Origin of the sequence: Loktanella sp. PT4BL, from assembly GCF_003201935.1 — a bacterium.
Lineage (GTDB): Bacteria > Pseudomonadota > Alphaproteobacteria > Rhodobacterales > Rhodobacteraceae > Yoonia.
Window position 1 is genome coordinate 46,340 of sequence record NZ_QJJL01000011.1, and the last position, 14,658, is coordinate 60,997.

The following is a 14,658-nucleotide window of genomic DNA, read 5'->3' on the forward strand; positions in this document are numbered from 1 at the left end:
TTCACTTCCCGATCCGCCCTCCTAGTATCTTTTGACACGATGACTTTGAATGCCCAGCACTGCATCCTAAGCTTTGAAATTACCTTTATCAAAGCGGGGACCTGATAGATGAAAAACGCCATTGTGCTTGGGTCTGTGCTTCTACTCACTACCAGTATCGTACAAGCAGGCGGGCTTGACCGCGCGGGGAACGCCTATTCGGTTTTGTTCGAAGACGGCAACTATGCACAGCTGTCCTTTTCTTCGACAACACCGGATGTCAGTGGTGATTTTCCTGGTACCGTTGGTGGCGGAACGACCGACAATATGGCCAACAACTACACTTCAGTTGGTTTCGCGCTCAAATACGGCATTACGGACAAGATCGACCTCGCTGTGTTTCTTAACCAACCTTTCGGGGCCGACGCAGAATACACGACGGGCTTTTATGAGGGTTTGACCGCAATTTGGGAAAGCAACCAAGCGGCAGCAGTTGTCAAGTATCAGGCCGCACCCCGAATTGCTGTCTATGGCGGTCTGCGCGCAGTACAGTCGAAGGCCGAGATCATGATCCCCGACCAGCTGATCCGCGCCGGTATCGCGAGCCAGATTCCTGATCCGCTTCCTTCGATCAACCCTCTCCCCGACGCGCTACAAAATGCGATTGCACTCGTCCAGTCGCCCGATGGAGCGCTGAGCTATAGTGCCAAGACCGACCAGAACACACAGGTTGGCTATATCATTGGAGCAGCCTATGAACGCCCCGAAATCGCACTTCGTGTCGCGCTGACCTATGAAAGCGGTCTGACACATGATTTCGGTTCAAGCGAAACACTTCCAGCCATCGGGGCAGACAGTTCCAGAGGCACTTTCAACATCGAGATGCCGCAATCTGTCACGCTCGACTTCCAGTCTGGCGTGGCCACCGATACGTTGGTGTTCGGCAGCATCCGCTGGAGCGAATGGTCCGTCTGGGAAGTCCGTCCGAGCGTCTATGAAGGCCTGACAGGTGACAGGGTCACGGGGCTGGACGATGACGTTTACACATACCGGCTTGGCGTCGGACGCCGCATAAGCGAAGATCTTTCAGTATTTGCTCGTGTAACTTACGAGGATGCCCAAGGCGGTATCTCGTCCCGCCTTGCACCGACAGACGGTTTGGCAAGCTATGGTATCGGTGGAAGCTACACCATAGACGCCGTTGAAATCACAGGCGGTATTGAATATGCCGTGCTTGGCGACGCCAACGACGGTTTAACGGAGTTTCAAAACAATACAGCGCTCGGCTTTGGTCTCAATATTGGGTATAGTTTTTAAGGTTGCGGTCTGCGCAGTGCCTGTTTGTTTGGTTTCCATTGCATTGACAACGTGCTGGCCGAAACACAAATCGCAATTCTTCTGGTCGTCCCCTAACTCACAGTTGGCTACATTCCGATTGCCCTCGGTCCTGCCGGACTTGTCGTTGGCAGTTTATGCCCGCCTAAATAATTGGCAAAAAGGACGCCGCTGATGTGGAAAACTACGCTTGCCCGCCGATGGGTGCACCGCTTGGCAGCGACAAGCCTCACGATCCTGTCATCCACCCTATTCCTCCTCAATCTGCGGCGCCCGGGCGAACGCGCCGGGCGCGCAGCAGAGCGCCTGACCAATTTGGAGCATATCGATCATGCACAGCGCGAAATGTTGGATGCGGTCGCAGATCACCCTCGCAGCCACGACGATCTTCTTGACCGGTTGCGCCGTGGTGGGTTCTGAAGCTCCAGACAGTGACTGTCCGCCGGTGGTGGAATATAGTCGGGCGGAACAGACGCAGGTTGCTGGAGAACTCGCTGCATTGCCTGAAGGCACGCTAATCGTTGGGTGGCTGGCGGACTATGCGGTGTTACGGAAACAGGCAAGGGCATGCGGCCCATGACTGCTACACGGGAATAAAATCGAAAGCGTGGTCATCAAAAAAGGCGCGTTGGTGTCCAGCGCCTTTACTGACGACATGTTACCCAATTGAACTCTTTCGCCGAAACTCTATCAAGATCATTCGCCAGCTAAATCATAGATGAATGATCAATGGTTATATCTTCAGCCTCTCGGCCACATCCTCAAAGTCTGGATCAGCGGCAAACAGACGTCCGAATTCACGCCGTGCCTGGGCTTTACGGCCCAACTGTTCATAGAGGACTGCGCGCTCGTAACGGATCTGGTGCATCAGCGCTTCCGGGCGGTCTTTGCGACGACGGTTTGCCAGCGTCAGCACATCGATGGCCGCATCTGGTAAGTTCATCGCCGCCAGCGCCTTCCCGCGATAGAGCAGGATCGACGTGTCAACCGGCGTTTCGTTTCGCACGCTCACCGTATCACGCACGATACGCTCCATCATCGCAAGATCATCCGGCGTATCAAGCGCAAGCTCGGCAAACGAAAGCAGAATGATCGGATCAGTCGGGTCGATCTCTATCAACCGCTCGAGATGCGCCATTGCGTCGCCATGTCGGCCTTCAAGCTGGGCAATTTCCACCAGTGCCAACCGCGTGCCACGCTCACGCGGAAACACATGGGCGAATACGTCAGGGGTGATCGGCAAGCTGACCTGAGCTGCAATATCATATTTGGCAAAGAGCGCGCCAAGTTCGTTTCGACCTGCCAGTGCAACTTCAAAATGGACCTTGGCACGGTCGAATTCTTCCCGACGCAGACGGATCATTCCGGCCATCCACGCCGCATCAGGCAGATCCCGAGACTCTTCCAACGCAGCCAAGGCGCCATCTTGATCGCCATCATTCAGTGCCCGAATGCCATCCACGAAATGGCGTTCATCAGCCGGGGTGATCAGTCGCTGAAAAAAGCCAAGCTTCAAACGATCGCGCTCAACCACTTCAGGGCCAGGCGCAGCGCCACTCCGTCCAGCAAGCTTGCGGTCATGAACCGTGTAGAAAAGCCCCGTCCCCGTAAGTCCGGCAGTCGCCTGATTCCCACGCGGGCTGATGGTATATTTCGCGCCGCGCGGGCCCAGTGACAGCGAGGCGGTCGATTTCGACAGATTCAGCGTAACACCGGGAGCAAGGCGGACGCGCCGCCAGAAACGAAAAGCCAACTATGCTCCCCCTGATCGGCCGATAAATTTCGCCTGAGCCGGATCGTAGGCGAAACTGGCAATCGTGCCGTCCTTGATCTTCTCGACAGCGTCATTGATCGCAAAGAGCGGCACCAGAAACCATTCTTTCGGGGTTACAGGCCGCCCGAAGCGGTCCATGATCTCGATATCAAGCCGTGCTGGTTCAAAAACGCGATGGATCAAGTTTTCGAGGCGGGTGCGGTTTATGTTGTAGAGTTCGTAGGTCGCGACGATTTCAACATTGGCCATCAGGAATGTTGGCTGCAACTGCGCCCCGGCAATGCGCTTTTCCACGCTCGTATTGGTCACACCGATCTTGTGAACCAGATCGCGGTTCTCGGCCACCAGCGGGTGATCAGATTTGCTGCGCAGGACATAGATGGTTCCGCTGGCCTCATCGCCGTCCATCATCCGGTCTGAGAAGAGCGGCCCTGCATGCGGCTCAGATATGCGCCGCCCGGCATCGCCATCTGCGTTCAGGGACCGCTGCAGTGACCGCATCAGCATATTGCTTTCGGTCCCATTGTCGAAGATCACCCGGAGCCGCGCATCTGTGCGTCCTTGATCCGTGAGTGTCATTTCCCCCATTTCGGCGACATAGGCTTTCTGGCCACCTACGATGAAAAAGCGGCCAGGTTCGATTTCTGATTTCAGCTCGAATTTCCGTGCCTCGCGCAGACCGCTGTCGAGTTCCTTTTGCACCTGCTCGAACAGCGGCTTGAAACGCGCGAAATCATCGCAGCGGTCGCGGGCCGCGATCTCTTCCGCAGCCTTCTTTTCTGCCGTTGACCGGACATGCTTCAATTCTGTGATCGCAGGCGCTTCAACCTCGATCCCCAGCGCGTCAAGGAGCGCGTCGTCGTCAAGCTCTTCCGTGTTACCGGGCAGCGCAAGTGATGCGCCACTCAGCAGTCCCTGATGATCCATGGGCTCAATCAGATCACGGCATTCCTGTGACTCGCTGATCCGGTCAAGACGCACTGCATACAGGCGCTCGAAGATATCCTTTTCCCCGCAATGCTGTGGGCGGCGACCGTGCGCCTCGACAAAACGCTGGATCTCTTCAAAACCCGCGATGATCCGCTCTTCACGCGGGGTGCGGGAGACGTGCTTCTTGGTGTCGACCTCGACGCCCAGCTCGGCCAGCAATGCGTCATCTTCATCCGTGAAGCCGTCAGCCATTGGCGGCCTCCTGCTTCATGCGCACAAGATAGGCCACGCCTTCAGCCATTTTCTTCTCCCACGGGTCAGCCGATGTGATCGTCGGCAGGCGCCCCCGTTCTTGCTTGAAGGCGGCGGCACGTTTGGCCAGCGCACGCGCCTCTTCCGGGGTGAGCTGCACTTTCTTCGCCGAAATCACTGCTGCAACTTGCCTGAGGCTTTCCTCACTCATGGTTTTGGCCAGGATCGCATAGGCTTCCCCGAACGGGTTGATCCGGTCGATCAGATCGATATCAAGCTCGCGCACATCCATGGCGAATTTGCGCACCCCGTCGATCAGCGCTGTATTGGCGGACACTTCACCATCATCACCGCTTGTCAGCGCGATTTGCTTGGCCTTTTGCGTCAGGTTAAGCGCGGCTACTGCATGCTGGCGCACGGCCTCCTGATCTTCCGTATCCAGTTCCGGGAACCTGGCCCCGACAATCTTGCCTATGCGCACTTGGGTCAGCTCTTCGGGGACCAGTTCTTCATCAAACAGTCCACGCTCGATCGTGGTTTTGTCCTGCACAAAAGCGGTAATCACTTCGTTCAGGTCTTCCTGACAAATGCGCTTGGCCTCTTTACTCTTGGGTTCGACCAGGCCCTTGATCTCGATCTGGAACTGACCGCTGGCCTCGTTGAAGCCGACGTTCTCCTTGTTCGGATCATAGCCGCCCTCACCGTAATCGAACCCTGCGACAGGTCCACTTTTCACAGTCTTGGGCGTGAAGTTGAAACGTGGGGCGAGGACCTGTTCCATCAGCAGGCTTGCAGCGATGGCCTTCAACGTATCGTTGACCGCCTCGGTCACGGCTTCAGCCGCGGCGTCGGGCTCGGCAATCAGGTTGGTGAACCGCGCGCGCGTTTTGCCCTCGGCATCGCGGGTGGCGCGCCCGATGATCTGCACGATCTCGGTCAGGCTGGCGCGATAGCCGACCGTCAGGGCGTGTTCGCACCAGATCCAGTCGAACCCTTCCTTCGCCATGCCCAAGGCAATGATGATGTCGACATGATCGCGGTTGTTCTTCTGCGTGGAGTCTTTCAGCGCGGCGGAAACCTTGTCACGCTTGGCCGGTTCATCATCCACCAGATCGGCTATGCGTAGCACGCGCCCCTCGGGCGTCTTGACCAACTGAAACCCGGTAGCGGGGTCGCTGCCCTGCCAATCGCCCAGGGCGTCAATGATATGCTCGACCTCGCGATGCTTGTCCTTGGTGCTTTCGCGCGAGTTCACGTTCGGGATGTGAAGGATCGTCTTCTCGGTCGGATCCAAAACCGTGAGGATGTCGTCCGCATAGGACCCAGAATAGAAGAAATACCCGATGTCGAGCGTCTTGAGGTATTTATAGCCATTCAACTGCTGATAGTAGGTATAGGTGAATGTATCGAACTTTGCCTCATCTTCGGGCGACAAAACGGCTTCGGCATCGCCGCGGAAATAGGACCCGGTCATCGCAACCAGATGTACCTTGTCGCGCGCGACAAGGGCGACCAGATGCGTGCCCAGCTTGTTATCAGGGTTGGCAGAGACGTGGTGAAACTCGTCTACCGCGATGAGCCGATCATCAAACGCTTCAATCCCGAACTTGTCCATGGCGAACCGAAAGGTCGCGTGGGTGCAGACCAGGATCTTGTCGTCGCTCGCCAGGAACTTGCCGACAGCGCCCACTTTGCCATCATCCCCGCCGGGAGCGTTGCACAGGTTCCATCGCGGTTGCACAGTCCAGTCTGCCCAAAAGCCGTACTTGCTCAGCGGCTCGTCGTTGAAGCTGGACCCGATAGACTTTTCTGGCACCACGACGATGGCCTGACGCAGGCCTTGATTATGCAGCTTGTCGAGCGCGATGAACATGAGCGCGCGGCTTTTGCCAGATGCCGGCGGCGACTTGATCAGCAGGTATTGCTCGCCCCGCTTCTCATAGGCACCCTCTTGCATTTCGCGCATGCCAAGCTCGTTCGATTTGGTCGAGCTTCCATTGGCCGCGTAATTGACAGAGACGGAAGGAACCGATTTCATTCTCGGGTCAAATGTCATCTTCTGCCCTCCTTGAGGGTCAGTTCGGCAATCCTCTTCAATTCATCCAATTCATCAATTTCGGCATCCGCTTTGCGCTCGGCAATTTTGCGGGCCTCATCAAATTCAGCATATTTTTGTTCAGCAACCTGCACGGCTTGCTGATGGGATCGCGATCCGGCGCCACTCAACACAGGCAGGTCGTTGGACTGAAGGAACACGTCCAGTACCGATTCCCAATCGGCAAGCCGCATCGCCTGACGCCTTCGTGCGCGCAATTCAGCCGTATCGAGGAACATGGTCACGATCAGATTCAGCTCGGAAACCTCACCATCTGCCAAATAGTTCTTGGCCGTGACGACATCCTTTTTGCGAACCCGATTGCCAGACCATGAGGTCAGGCCCATGTTGGGCACATCTGCATCAGCGCGGGCCACGATCAGTTCGGCAGCGGTAAAGCTGGATACGGCGTACAGCATCTTGTTCTGGATCGTTGCAAAGAAAACCTGTGCAGACTGAGATGTGCCATCGTAATCTTCACTGAGCGAAATCAGGTCGCGCACCTTCTTGTAGAACCGCGCTTCCGACGCACGGATGTCGCGTATACGCTCTAGAAGCTCGTCAAAGTAATCAAAGTCCGGCTGCTTCAGGCGCGCGTCATCCATCGCAAAGCCCTTAAGCAGATAGTCCTGCAGCACCGTGCTGGCCCACCGGCGGAACTGCACGCCACGCGGCGAACGGATGCGGTACCCAACGGCCAGGATCATATCCAGATTATAGACTTGAATCTGGCGTTCGACCTGTCGTGCGCCTTCGGTTTGAACTGTCATGGAATTCTTGACAGTTGCCGCCTCGGTCAGCTCATCATCCTCTAGAATGTTTTTGATATGCAGCGAAACGTTCTGCTTTGTCGTCGCGAAAAGATCAGCGATCTGGGCCTGGCTCAACCAGACGGTGCCGCCTTCGGCGCGCAGCTCGATGCGGCTGGTGCCGTCTTCGGTGATGTATAGAACGATGTCACTCATGCGCTCACCTTCGTCGTCATCTTCGTGTACATCTCGAACAGCTTTTCCAGCCGTTCGGTGTCGTTGCGGAAGCGGCGGCCGATGTAGATGCGTTCCAGAACTTCGTCGTTGTGGTCATGTGCGGCGCGCAGGTTGGCGGGCATTTTCTCGGGGTCGTAGAGGTCGGCGATGGTGGCGGGGAAATGCGCCTCACGGGCCAGAAGGATGCCTTCCGCCGCCGCTGCCAGGTCGGCGCGGTTCTTTTCCGTCAGTTTGGGGACGGGGAAGGTGTTCCAGCCCATGGTGTTGGAATAACGGAAATCGGTTTTCATCTTGCCGCAGACAGTGGCGATCCAGACCAGATGCAGGCGCGAGGCGATCAGGGCCATGTTCCAGAGCGGGGCGTCGTAGAGGGCGAAAGCAAGATTGGAGACTATTGTTCCTGGTGCGGAATACCCGCACGGTAGATAGTCACGGCTTTCTGACGATACACTTGGGACTACGATCACCGTTTCTGAGCCAGATTGACGTAACTCGCCAAACTTATGTGGCGTTTGTGCTGCATCAACAGTCGCCTGCTTTGTGCTTTCGAGACGCATAGCTCGAACGCTTTCTATCCGTTCGCGAATTGGTTTGATGCTCATGGCCGCAGATAGATGATGACCCTTGATCCAAAGGCAATAACGCTCTTGGCCACGAATAAATTCCGCTGATCCGTATATTCTGCGAATGAATTGGTCTTGCTCGTCCTTTTCCAAGCCAATACTGACAAGTTCATCAGGACTCAACAAAAGGTGTCCACCATCCGTGGGTTGATTGCCTTTTGTCATGGGGTGTACCGTTCCAACCGGCTGGCTGGATTTCGTGACTATCACATTTGGGGCAGTAACCAAGTAGGCGTTAATATTGTCTGCCTCTTTCACCACCGCACCGCCATCGTCCGCTAACGTGAACAGCTTCCTAATTGGTCCAGCATTATTGGAAATCGCCACAATCGCCACGGTCACACCCGCATTATGGCTGGCAAGGTTCGCCCATTTGAAACTGGTATGAGCAAAGGCGATCTCGTGCCCTGTCTTGAAAATCAGCGGCCAGAGGATCGGCACCTGCTGCCCCTGACAAATCGAGTTGGTGGACACGAATGCCGACACGGTGGGCGTGTGCAGCCCGTAATCGGCGGCCTTCATGAACCAGCCCGCGACATAGTCGAGCGATTTCCAGCTTTTCGTGCGTCCGTCGAGAATGCGCTGCAAATCCTCTTTCTGTTCGGTGCTTTGCCACGTTGACCCCAGATAAGGCGGGTTCCCGCAGATATAGGTCTCACCCCCCTCATTCGCGAAGTCGATCTGCGCCTGATCCAGCGGCGACATGAACAGGTCATCGGCCTGAAACTTCACCCCCGTCCCCGTGGGCGGGCAGACCGACAGCCAGTCCAGCCGCAGGGCGTTGCCACAGGTGATCCAGTTCTGCGCGTCTAGCGGCAGGAACTCGGCCAACGCCTCTTTCTGGCCGCGATAGGTCACGTCGCATTGGTATTCCGCGATGATCAGCGCCAGCCGCGCGATCTCGGCCGAAAAATCCCGCAGCTCGATCCCGCGATAATTGGTCAGGGGAATGTCGGTGCGCCGCAGCGGCTCGCCCCGGCGTTTGTTGATCTCATATTCCAGTGCGCGCATTTCCTTGTAGGCGATGACAAGGAAGTTGCCCGACCCGCAGGCGGGATCGAAGACGCGGATCTTGGCCATGCGCGCCCGCAGATTGGCCAGCTTGCGCGCGTTGTCGCCCGCCGCCTCCAGCTCTGCCCGCAGATCATCGAGGAAGAGCGGGTTCAGCACCTTCAGGATGTTCGGCACGGACGTGTAGTGCATGCCGAGGACCGAGCGTTCCTCTTCATCCGCGACGGCCTGGATCATCGAGCCAAAGATGTCGGGGTTGATCTGCGTCCAGTCGAGGCTGCCGATATGCGACAGGTAGCGCTGCGCGATCTTGGAAAAGCGCGGCACATCGGTGCTGCCCGAGAAGAGCCCGCCGTTCACATAGGGAAAGGTGTCGGCCCAGCGGGGCAGCTTGGCCTCGGCCCGTTTGGGGATGGCGGTGTTCATCGCGCGGAAGATTTCGCCAATGACCTCGTGCGTGTTCGACCCGTCGCGGTTCGCCATCTGGTCGATGGTGGCAGTAAACAGGTTGTCGCTGACGAAGATGTCGGTGTCTTCGGCGAAGAAGCAGAAGATCAGCCGCGCCATGAAGTGGTTCATATCATGGCGTTTCTCGGCGCTGCCCCAGTCGGGGTTGTCCTTGATCAGCTCGACATAGAGCCGGTTGAGGCGGCTGGTCGCGCGGATGTCAAACGCGCTTTCGCGGATCTGCTTGACGGTGGATATGCCGGCGAGCGGCAGGAAGAAGCCGAAATGGTCGGGGAAATCGGTGTAGCGGCAGGCGATGGTCTCGCCGGTCGTGATGTCCTCGGCCTCGAGGTCGATGCCATCGGTGGCGAGGATGAACTTGGCCTTGGCGCGGGTCGTGGCGGGGCTGTCGCGAAGGGCGGTCAGGGTCGCCGCGATGTCGCCCGGGGCGCAGGTCGCAAGGTGGATGTTGTTGGTCTGCAGGACGCCGCCGAGGTCGGACTTGTTCGACGCGCCGGTGCGCAGGCGCTTGATGGTGGTGTCCTTGTTGCCGAAGGCTATGAGGAAAGCATAGGGGAACTCGGCCGCGTCAAAGAGCTGCTCGGCAAGTTCGGAAACAGCTTGTTCGATTTCAACGGCGTTCATTCGGCTGTCCAGGGGTTGATCAGGTCGATATCGCAACCCTCGAAGTCAGGCGTATTGCGTGTCGCGACGGTGGCGCCGCAGGCGTGGGCAATGGATGCGATCTGGCAATCGGCCTGAGCGATCGGTCGCCCGGCGGACCGTCGTGCCGCTGCTATGGTAGCGAAGGACTGCGCGGCGTTGCTGTCGAAGGGCAGAATACGCCCGGCCAGGTCTTCGCGCAGGATGCGGTCCACGGCGTCAACCAGCGCGGCGCGGCGCTTGCCGTTCCCCATGATTGCGAGGCCAAAGCGCAGTTCCGCCTCCGATATCGAGGTCAGGTAAACGTTGAGCCCGTCCTGAGCCGACAACCAGTGTTCAACCTTGGGCTCCGGGGCCGGGCGCAAAAGCTCGGAGATGACATTCGTGTCGAGGATGATCATGCGTCAAGCCTGGTCGAACGCGGGCGGTTCACGCATGGCTTCACGCTGCGGAAGGTCGAGATCAACGCCACCCAGAGGCGCGACCCGTGCACGGATGGCCGCGGCAAGATCGTGGTAGGGCTTTGCTTCGCCCACGACGTGACGCAATATCTCGCGCGCCTCCTCTTCCATTGAACGGCCATGCTCGGCCGCGCGGATGCGAAGGCGGCGCTTCACGTCATCGTCAAGGTTCCGGATGGTAATGCTTGCCATTGCGTACTCCGACTGTGACACCATGGTAATCAGCGATTGCAGTGCTATCAAGTCACGTCTCGCTCGGAGAGAGTATTTACAGACACCTGACAACGCACAAGCAATCAGATCAACGGCACAGCGCTCTTGCATGCCCAAAGGACGATCAACCCTCTACGGCCCTATCTTCCTCAACTTCAGTCGCGCGACACCTTTTGTTGATAAAGCGCCGATGGGCATGATGGTTTATCAATAGTTCTTTACTTTTTGGCGGACCACTGAGCAACTACCATTTCATCTGTACTGCGCGCTCATCCAAAGATACGCAACGCAACCCCCATGCATATTGGCGCATAGGCGGAAAAGGCCCCACACAAGGTGTGCGGCAGCATAGCGATCAGAGGCTCATCAAAAATAGGACAATCTCGATGGTTTTTGGCACAGGCCAAGTCAAACAGCGTTCAGATTGCCCAGAGAAATCTGCAGATAAAAAACTTCGAGACCTTTCTGCCGTTCGAGGAAGAACCGCACCCATGCTTCTGTGCGACGTTGCCATCCACGCGCCCTATTTTTCCAGACCACCTTTTTGTGGCGCTTGATATGTCTCAGGACTTCTGGGGCCAAATCCACTCCCTCTTTGGCATCGCACACATTGTGAAAATCGGTAAATCACCCGCTGTTGTGCCAACTCTGCTTGTCACCGAGCTGATGCAGCGATGCGACAGGAAAGGCCTGATGCGGCCCGTCAAACCACAGAGACCTATTGATCACGTTTCGACCACAAGAATGCCCTTTGCAAATTTTATAGCAGAGGTCGAAAGCACCGCACGTGACCGCCGAGTCTGTCTCCTCAAGAAAAGAATAACGGCGCCCTTCCCCATTGTTGCGCCCGGCAACCACCTGCACTTGGCCTAGACCATCAAGCAATTGCCCCAGTCAAATGAGACAACCAACAGATCGATAGGCCCTCTGCGTTTCGCGAAACCAAATGAACCAGTGTCGTTTGCCAAAGGGTTAGCAATACGATTGATCGACCGCAGCGGATCCTGTCCACACTTGGTGAAGCGGCTAAGTGTTGATGCATTTTACGTCGCGTGGAAACGTCCTCTGATATTCCGCGACGGCCAGTAGGAATTTCAGGGAGAGCTTGTCGGATTGTCGGCGTTGGCCAAGCTTAGTCCAGTCGGTAGGTTTCTTCGTAAAATTACCAAAAGGGGAAACAAACGATAAACTTCATTTTGAGGGTGTGGCTTTGAATCGGCTGTAGAGAATTTTGAGACGCTGAAAAGTATAGATAGCTGGAGTTTGTCTTATCACAGCCCGATTACCTTATCCCCCCCCGCAATGCTTTGAGCATGAACGTAATCGCGTCAAGCTCTTGGGGTTCCGCAGCCCCAGCGCCCGCTACGGCGAATGATTTGAATGGCGTGACGAACGTGATCGATGGTGACACGGTTGAAATCCGAGGAACCAACCTTGGCTGCAATGTCGATGGAGAAGTCACATGATTGGCTGCCACCTCGACACAAACGAGGGGAGCATCACGGCGAGCGTGGGTGCTATGCCGGACTATCACGGCCGCAAGCGCATGACGATCTGATTGATGAAATTCGCCCACTCTGGGCTGAAGCTTGACTGTATGCCGGGAGCCGTGCCGCGCTATATGTCATTTGAAACGAAACTGGAACAGCAAGGGGAGCGCGCGAATATGGTCAAAATGTCTGCACGTTTTATCAACGTCAGGCGTTCACGCTGCTAACCATCAGGATTCAACCGTTTGTGCAGGTCCTTGCCAGTACGGAAGAACGGTGCGGATTTTGCATCGAGGGTCATGATCTCTCCTGTACGAGGATTACACCGCCTGCCTACCGAACGGTGCCGGACACCAAAGACACCAAACCCGCGCAGCTCCACCCGACCACCCGCTGCAAGATGCGTACTGATCGTGTCGAATACAGCGGCTACGACCTTTTCAATTTCACTGCGGTAAAGATGCGGATTTTCCGCCGCAAGCCGCGCTATCAGTTCGCTTCTGATCATTCCGGACCCTTGGTTCATCTACCAGACATTCGCCTATTAGTGGGCTCGTTATCCGTTCAACGGATCAACCTATCTTTTGCCGTGATGTAGGGCATTGGATACCCGGTTACAGATGGCCTCGTTGCGTCGCATCAAAGTGGTGGGTGTATCGCTGCGGAATTGACACCAAAGGTGCCCAATTCGACGACACCTCCTCCCAGTAGTGCCGTCGAACCCGCTCCTCAAAGAGCGTAATGATCCGTTCCACGCCTGATTACAGAGTGTCGCTGGATCCCCTCCCATAACGCGGGCTGACGAACGCCAACGCTTTATATTTTTAGTGTATCACGGTTTCATGAATGCCGATGTTGTCCAAAGATAGGTCGGCCTTGATGTTCGTACGGTTTGCCTCGGACACGTTCGAGATAAGGCTGCTGTCGAGCCTTGAGCGCTGCGCCAACAGCGCGAAGGCACTTCACCTGGCGCAGTTTGCGATGTTCGCTGCAGGCCTGATAATCTTCAACTGTCCGTGCCGTGCTTCGTCTCGAACCACGGCAGATTAATGGCCGGCATGGCCCCGTATTAGCAGCAACGTAATGGAGGCCAACAGATTTCGAAACTGCAATAAGGCACTACGGTCGGTGGACTTGGATAAATTACTGGACGAGCATTAAAGCCTGTCACACATGGGTTTCGTGAACGCTGAACGCGACGCGCCTTTCCAAGAGCAAGGATGGGCAGCTACGACCAAACGTACTGGTTAGGCGCTAAAGGGTTCAAGCTGCACCATTTCGGTTAAAGCGATCGCACGACAACATGGGTGCGCTAATCGACGCCAGGTAAATGTTTGGCCTTCGGCAAAAAGCTGCCACGTCAATCCCGGTCTTGGCTCTTGGGCTTCACGTTTTGGCGCATTTTGAATACCAGAGCGGCTTTCGAACAGGGATGAGACATGGCTAAAAACGCAAAACGGCTGGCCCGCCTAACTGAACTACTGAACGCGCTGCAAGTCGAAAGCTTGCCCATGACCCTCAGCGAACTCGACGGTTATATCACTGGCGTTCTGGCTTGCCCTGAGATGATCCCACCCATGTTGTGGATGCCACAGGTGTGGCGCATAACTGGCGATGCGTATCTCGTCGATCAGAAGGTGCCGGAAGAAACGATCGGCGCCGTCATGGAGCATTACAATGCCCTGGCAAAAGCCATGACCTGGTCACGTTGGGTCGCCCCTATCTACGAGGTGGATTCCAAGAGCGGTGAGACCCTATGGGAACCTTGGGTTGACGGTTTCAGCCGTGCGATGGACTTACGGCCAGACGCTTGGGAAGGGTTACTGGACAGAGCCGATGAAGAAACCCAAGCCAGTCTGATTTTTCTGATCGCACTGCAGGACATTAGCATGGGCAACAGCAAGTTTTCCAAACAGGAAATTGAACAGATTGATCAGGAAGCCCCCGACTTAATCCTGAATTGTGTGGCAACCATTTTACTCCAATCACGCCCTGAACTTGCTGGGACTGTTGCAGCAAACCTCTCCAGAATGCCCCATAAGGGAGAACGACGTCCCGAACGAAACGATCCTTGCTCTTGCGGTTCAGGTAAGAAGTATAAGCTGTGCTGCGGCCGGAATTAAGCAACGGCATGTCATCTATAACACAATTAGTTGCCCCTTGCCTGCAAGTGTCCGCCACTGCACGCGACTGCGTGCGAATGCAGTTTATCTGAGCTGGTGTTGACGTGGCGTTGACGTAAACGTGCAAAAGGCCGATGGTACTATGGTACCACCAACTTAAGCGTTTGTTTTATTTGGAAGTTTTGGTTGCGGGAGTAGGATTTGAACCTACGACCTTCAGGTTATGAGCCTGACGAGCTACCGGGCTGCTCCATCCCGCGCTACCGTGTTGCAGTT

Annotated in this window: 12 protein-coding genes and 1 tRNA gene; 4 read left to right on the top strand and 9 right to left on the bottom strand. The window is 56.2% G+C overall.

What is annotated here, in order from left to right; genetic code table 11:
• Window positions 1–108: 108 nt before the first annotated feature.
• Both C7964_RS18210 and C7964_RS18215 read left to right on the top strand, forming a co-directional pair.
• A complete protein-coding gene (locus C7964_RS18210; protein ID WP_110281006.1) occupies window positions 109–1,296 on the top strand; it encodes an outer membrane protein transport protein in 1,188 nt (395 codons plus the stop codon).
• Between the two features lie 192 nt (window positions 1,297–1,488).
• The gene (locus tag C7964_RS18215; protein ID WP_110281007.1) at window positions 1,489–1,734 is read left to right on the top strand and encodes a hypothetical protein; all 246 of its coding nucleotides are present in this window, start codon (window positions 1,489–1,491) and stop codon (window positions 1,732–1,734) included.
• A gap of 313 nt (window positions 1,735–2,047) precedes the next feature.
• On the opposite strand, the gene C7964_RS18220 is transcribed toward C7964_RS18215, so the two are convergent.
• Genes C7964_RS18220 through C7964_RS18250 form a run of 7 tightly spaced genes read right to left on the bottom strand, consistent with a single transcriptional unit; the run spans window position 2,048 to window position 10,748 of the window.
• Window positions 2,048–3,067, bottom strand: a complete 1,020-nt coding sequence (locus C7964_RS18220) for a DUF4236 domain-containing protein (protein WP_110281008.1) — start codon at window positions 3,065–3,067, stop codon at window positions 2,048–2,050.
• Entirely contained in the window at window positions 3,068–4,270 is a 1,203-nt protein-coding gene (locus C7964_RS18225; protein WP_110281009.1) for a GIY-YIG nuclease family protein, read from the bottom strand.
• A complete protein-coding gene (locus C7964_RS18230) occupies window positions 4,263–6,326 on the bottom strand; it encodes a DEAD/DEAH box helicase (RefSeq protein ID WP_220000201.1) in 2,064 nt (687 codons plus the stop codon). The genes C7964_RS18225 and C7964_RS18230 overlap by 8 nt, the downstream gene beginning before the upstream one ends.
• Window positions 6,323–7,330, bottom strand: coding sequence for a virulence RhuM family protein (locus C7964_RS18235; RefSeq protein ID WP_110281010.1), 1,008 nt, complete (start codon window positions 7,328–7,330; stop codon window positions 6,323–6,325). Before C7964_RS18235 ends, C7964_RS18230 begins: the two co-directional genes overlap by 4 nt.
• On the bottom strand, window positions 7,327–10,077 hold the full coding sequence (locus tag C7964_RS18240; protein WP_110281011.1) for a class I SAM-dependent DNA methyltransferase: 2,751 nt from the start codon (window positions 10,075–10,077) through the stop codon (window positions 7,327–7,329). The genes C7964_RS18235 and C7964_RS18240 overlap by 4 nt, the downstream gene beginning before the upstream one ends.
• Window positions 10,074–10,496: a type II toxin-antitoxin system VapC family toxin gene (locus tag C7964_RS18245; protein WP_110281012.1), complete on the bottom strand. Its 423-nt coding sequence runs from the start codon at window positions 10,494–10,496 to the stop codon at window positions 10,074–10,076. The genes C7964_RS18240 and C7964_RS18245 overlap by 4 nt, the downstream gene beginning before the upstream one ends.
• 3 nt (window positions 10,497–10,499) lie before the next feature.
• Window positions 10,500–10,748, bottom strand: coding sequence for a FitA-like ribbon-helix-helix domain-containing protein (locus C7964_RS18250; RefSeq protein ID WP_110281013.1), 249 nt, complete (start codon window positions 10,746–10,748; stop codon window positions 10,500–10,502).
• 414 nt (window positions 10,749–11,162) lie between these two features.
• Here C7964_RS18250 and C7964_RS18255 point away from each other — a divergent pair, with 414 nt between their 5' ends.
• Window positions 11,163–11,642, top strand: a complete 480-nt coding sequence (locus C7964_RS18255; protein ID WP_181417242.1) for a transcription termination/antitermination NusG family protein — start codon at window positions 11,163–11,165, stop codon at window positions 11,640–11,642.
• An 840-nt stretch (window positions 11,643–12,482) separates the two neighbouring features.
• Here the strand turns inward: C7964_RS18255 and C7964_RS18260 are convergent.
• Window positions 12,483–12,767, bottom strand: coding sequence for an HU family DNA-binding protein (locus C7964_RS18260; RefSeq protein WP_110281015.1), 285 nt, complete (start codon window positions 12,765–12,767; stop codon window positions 12,483–12,485).
• A gap of 931 nt (window positions 12,768–13,698) precedes the next feature.
• On the opposite strand from C7964_RS18260, the gene C7964_RS18270 reads away from it, so the two are divergent.
• Window positions 13,699–14,382 (top strand): UPF0149 family protein, encoded by a 684-nt coding sequence (locus C7964_RS18270; protein ID WP_110281017.1) that lies wholly within the window; start codon window positions 13,699–13,701, stop codon window positions 14,380–14,382.
• A gap of 183 nt (window positions 14,383–14,565) precedes the next feature.
• Here C7964_RS18270 and C7964_RS18275 read toward each other — a convergent pair.
• Window positions 14,566–14,642: transfer RNA gene (locus tag C7964_RS18275), tRNA-Met, on the bottom strand.
• Window positions 14,643–14,658 lie beyond the last annotated feature (16 nt).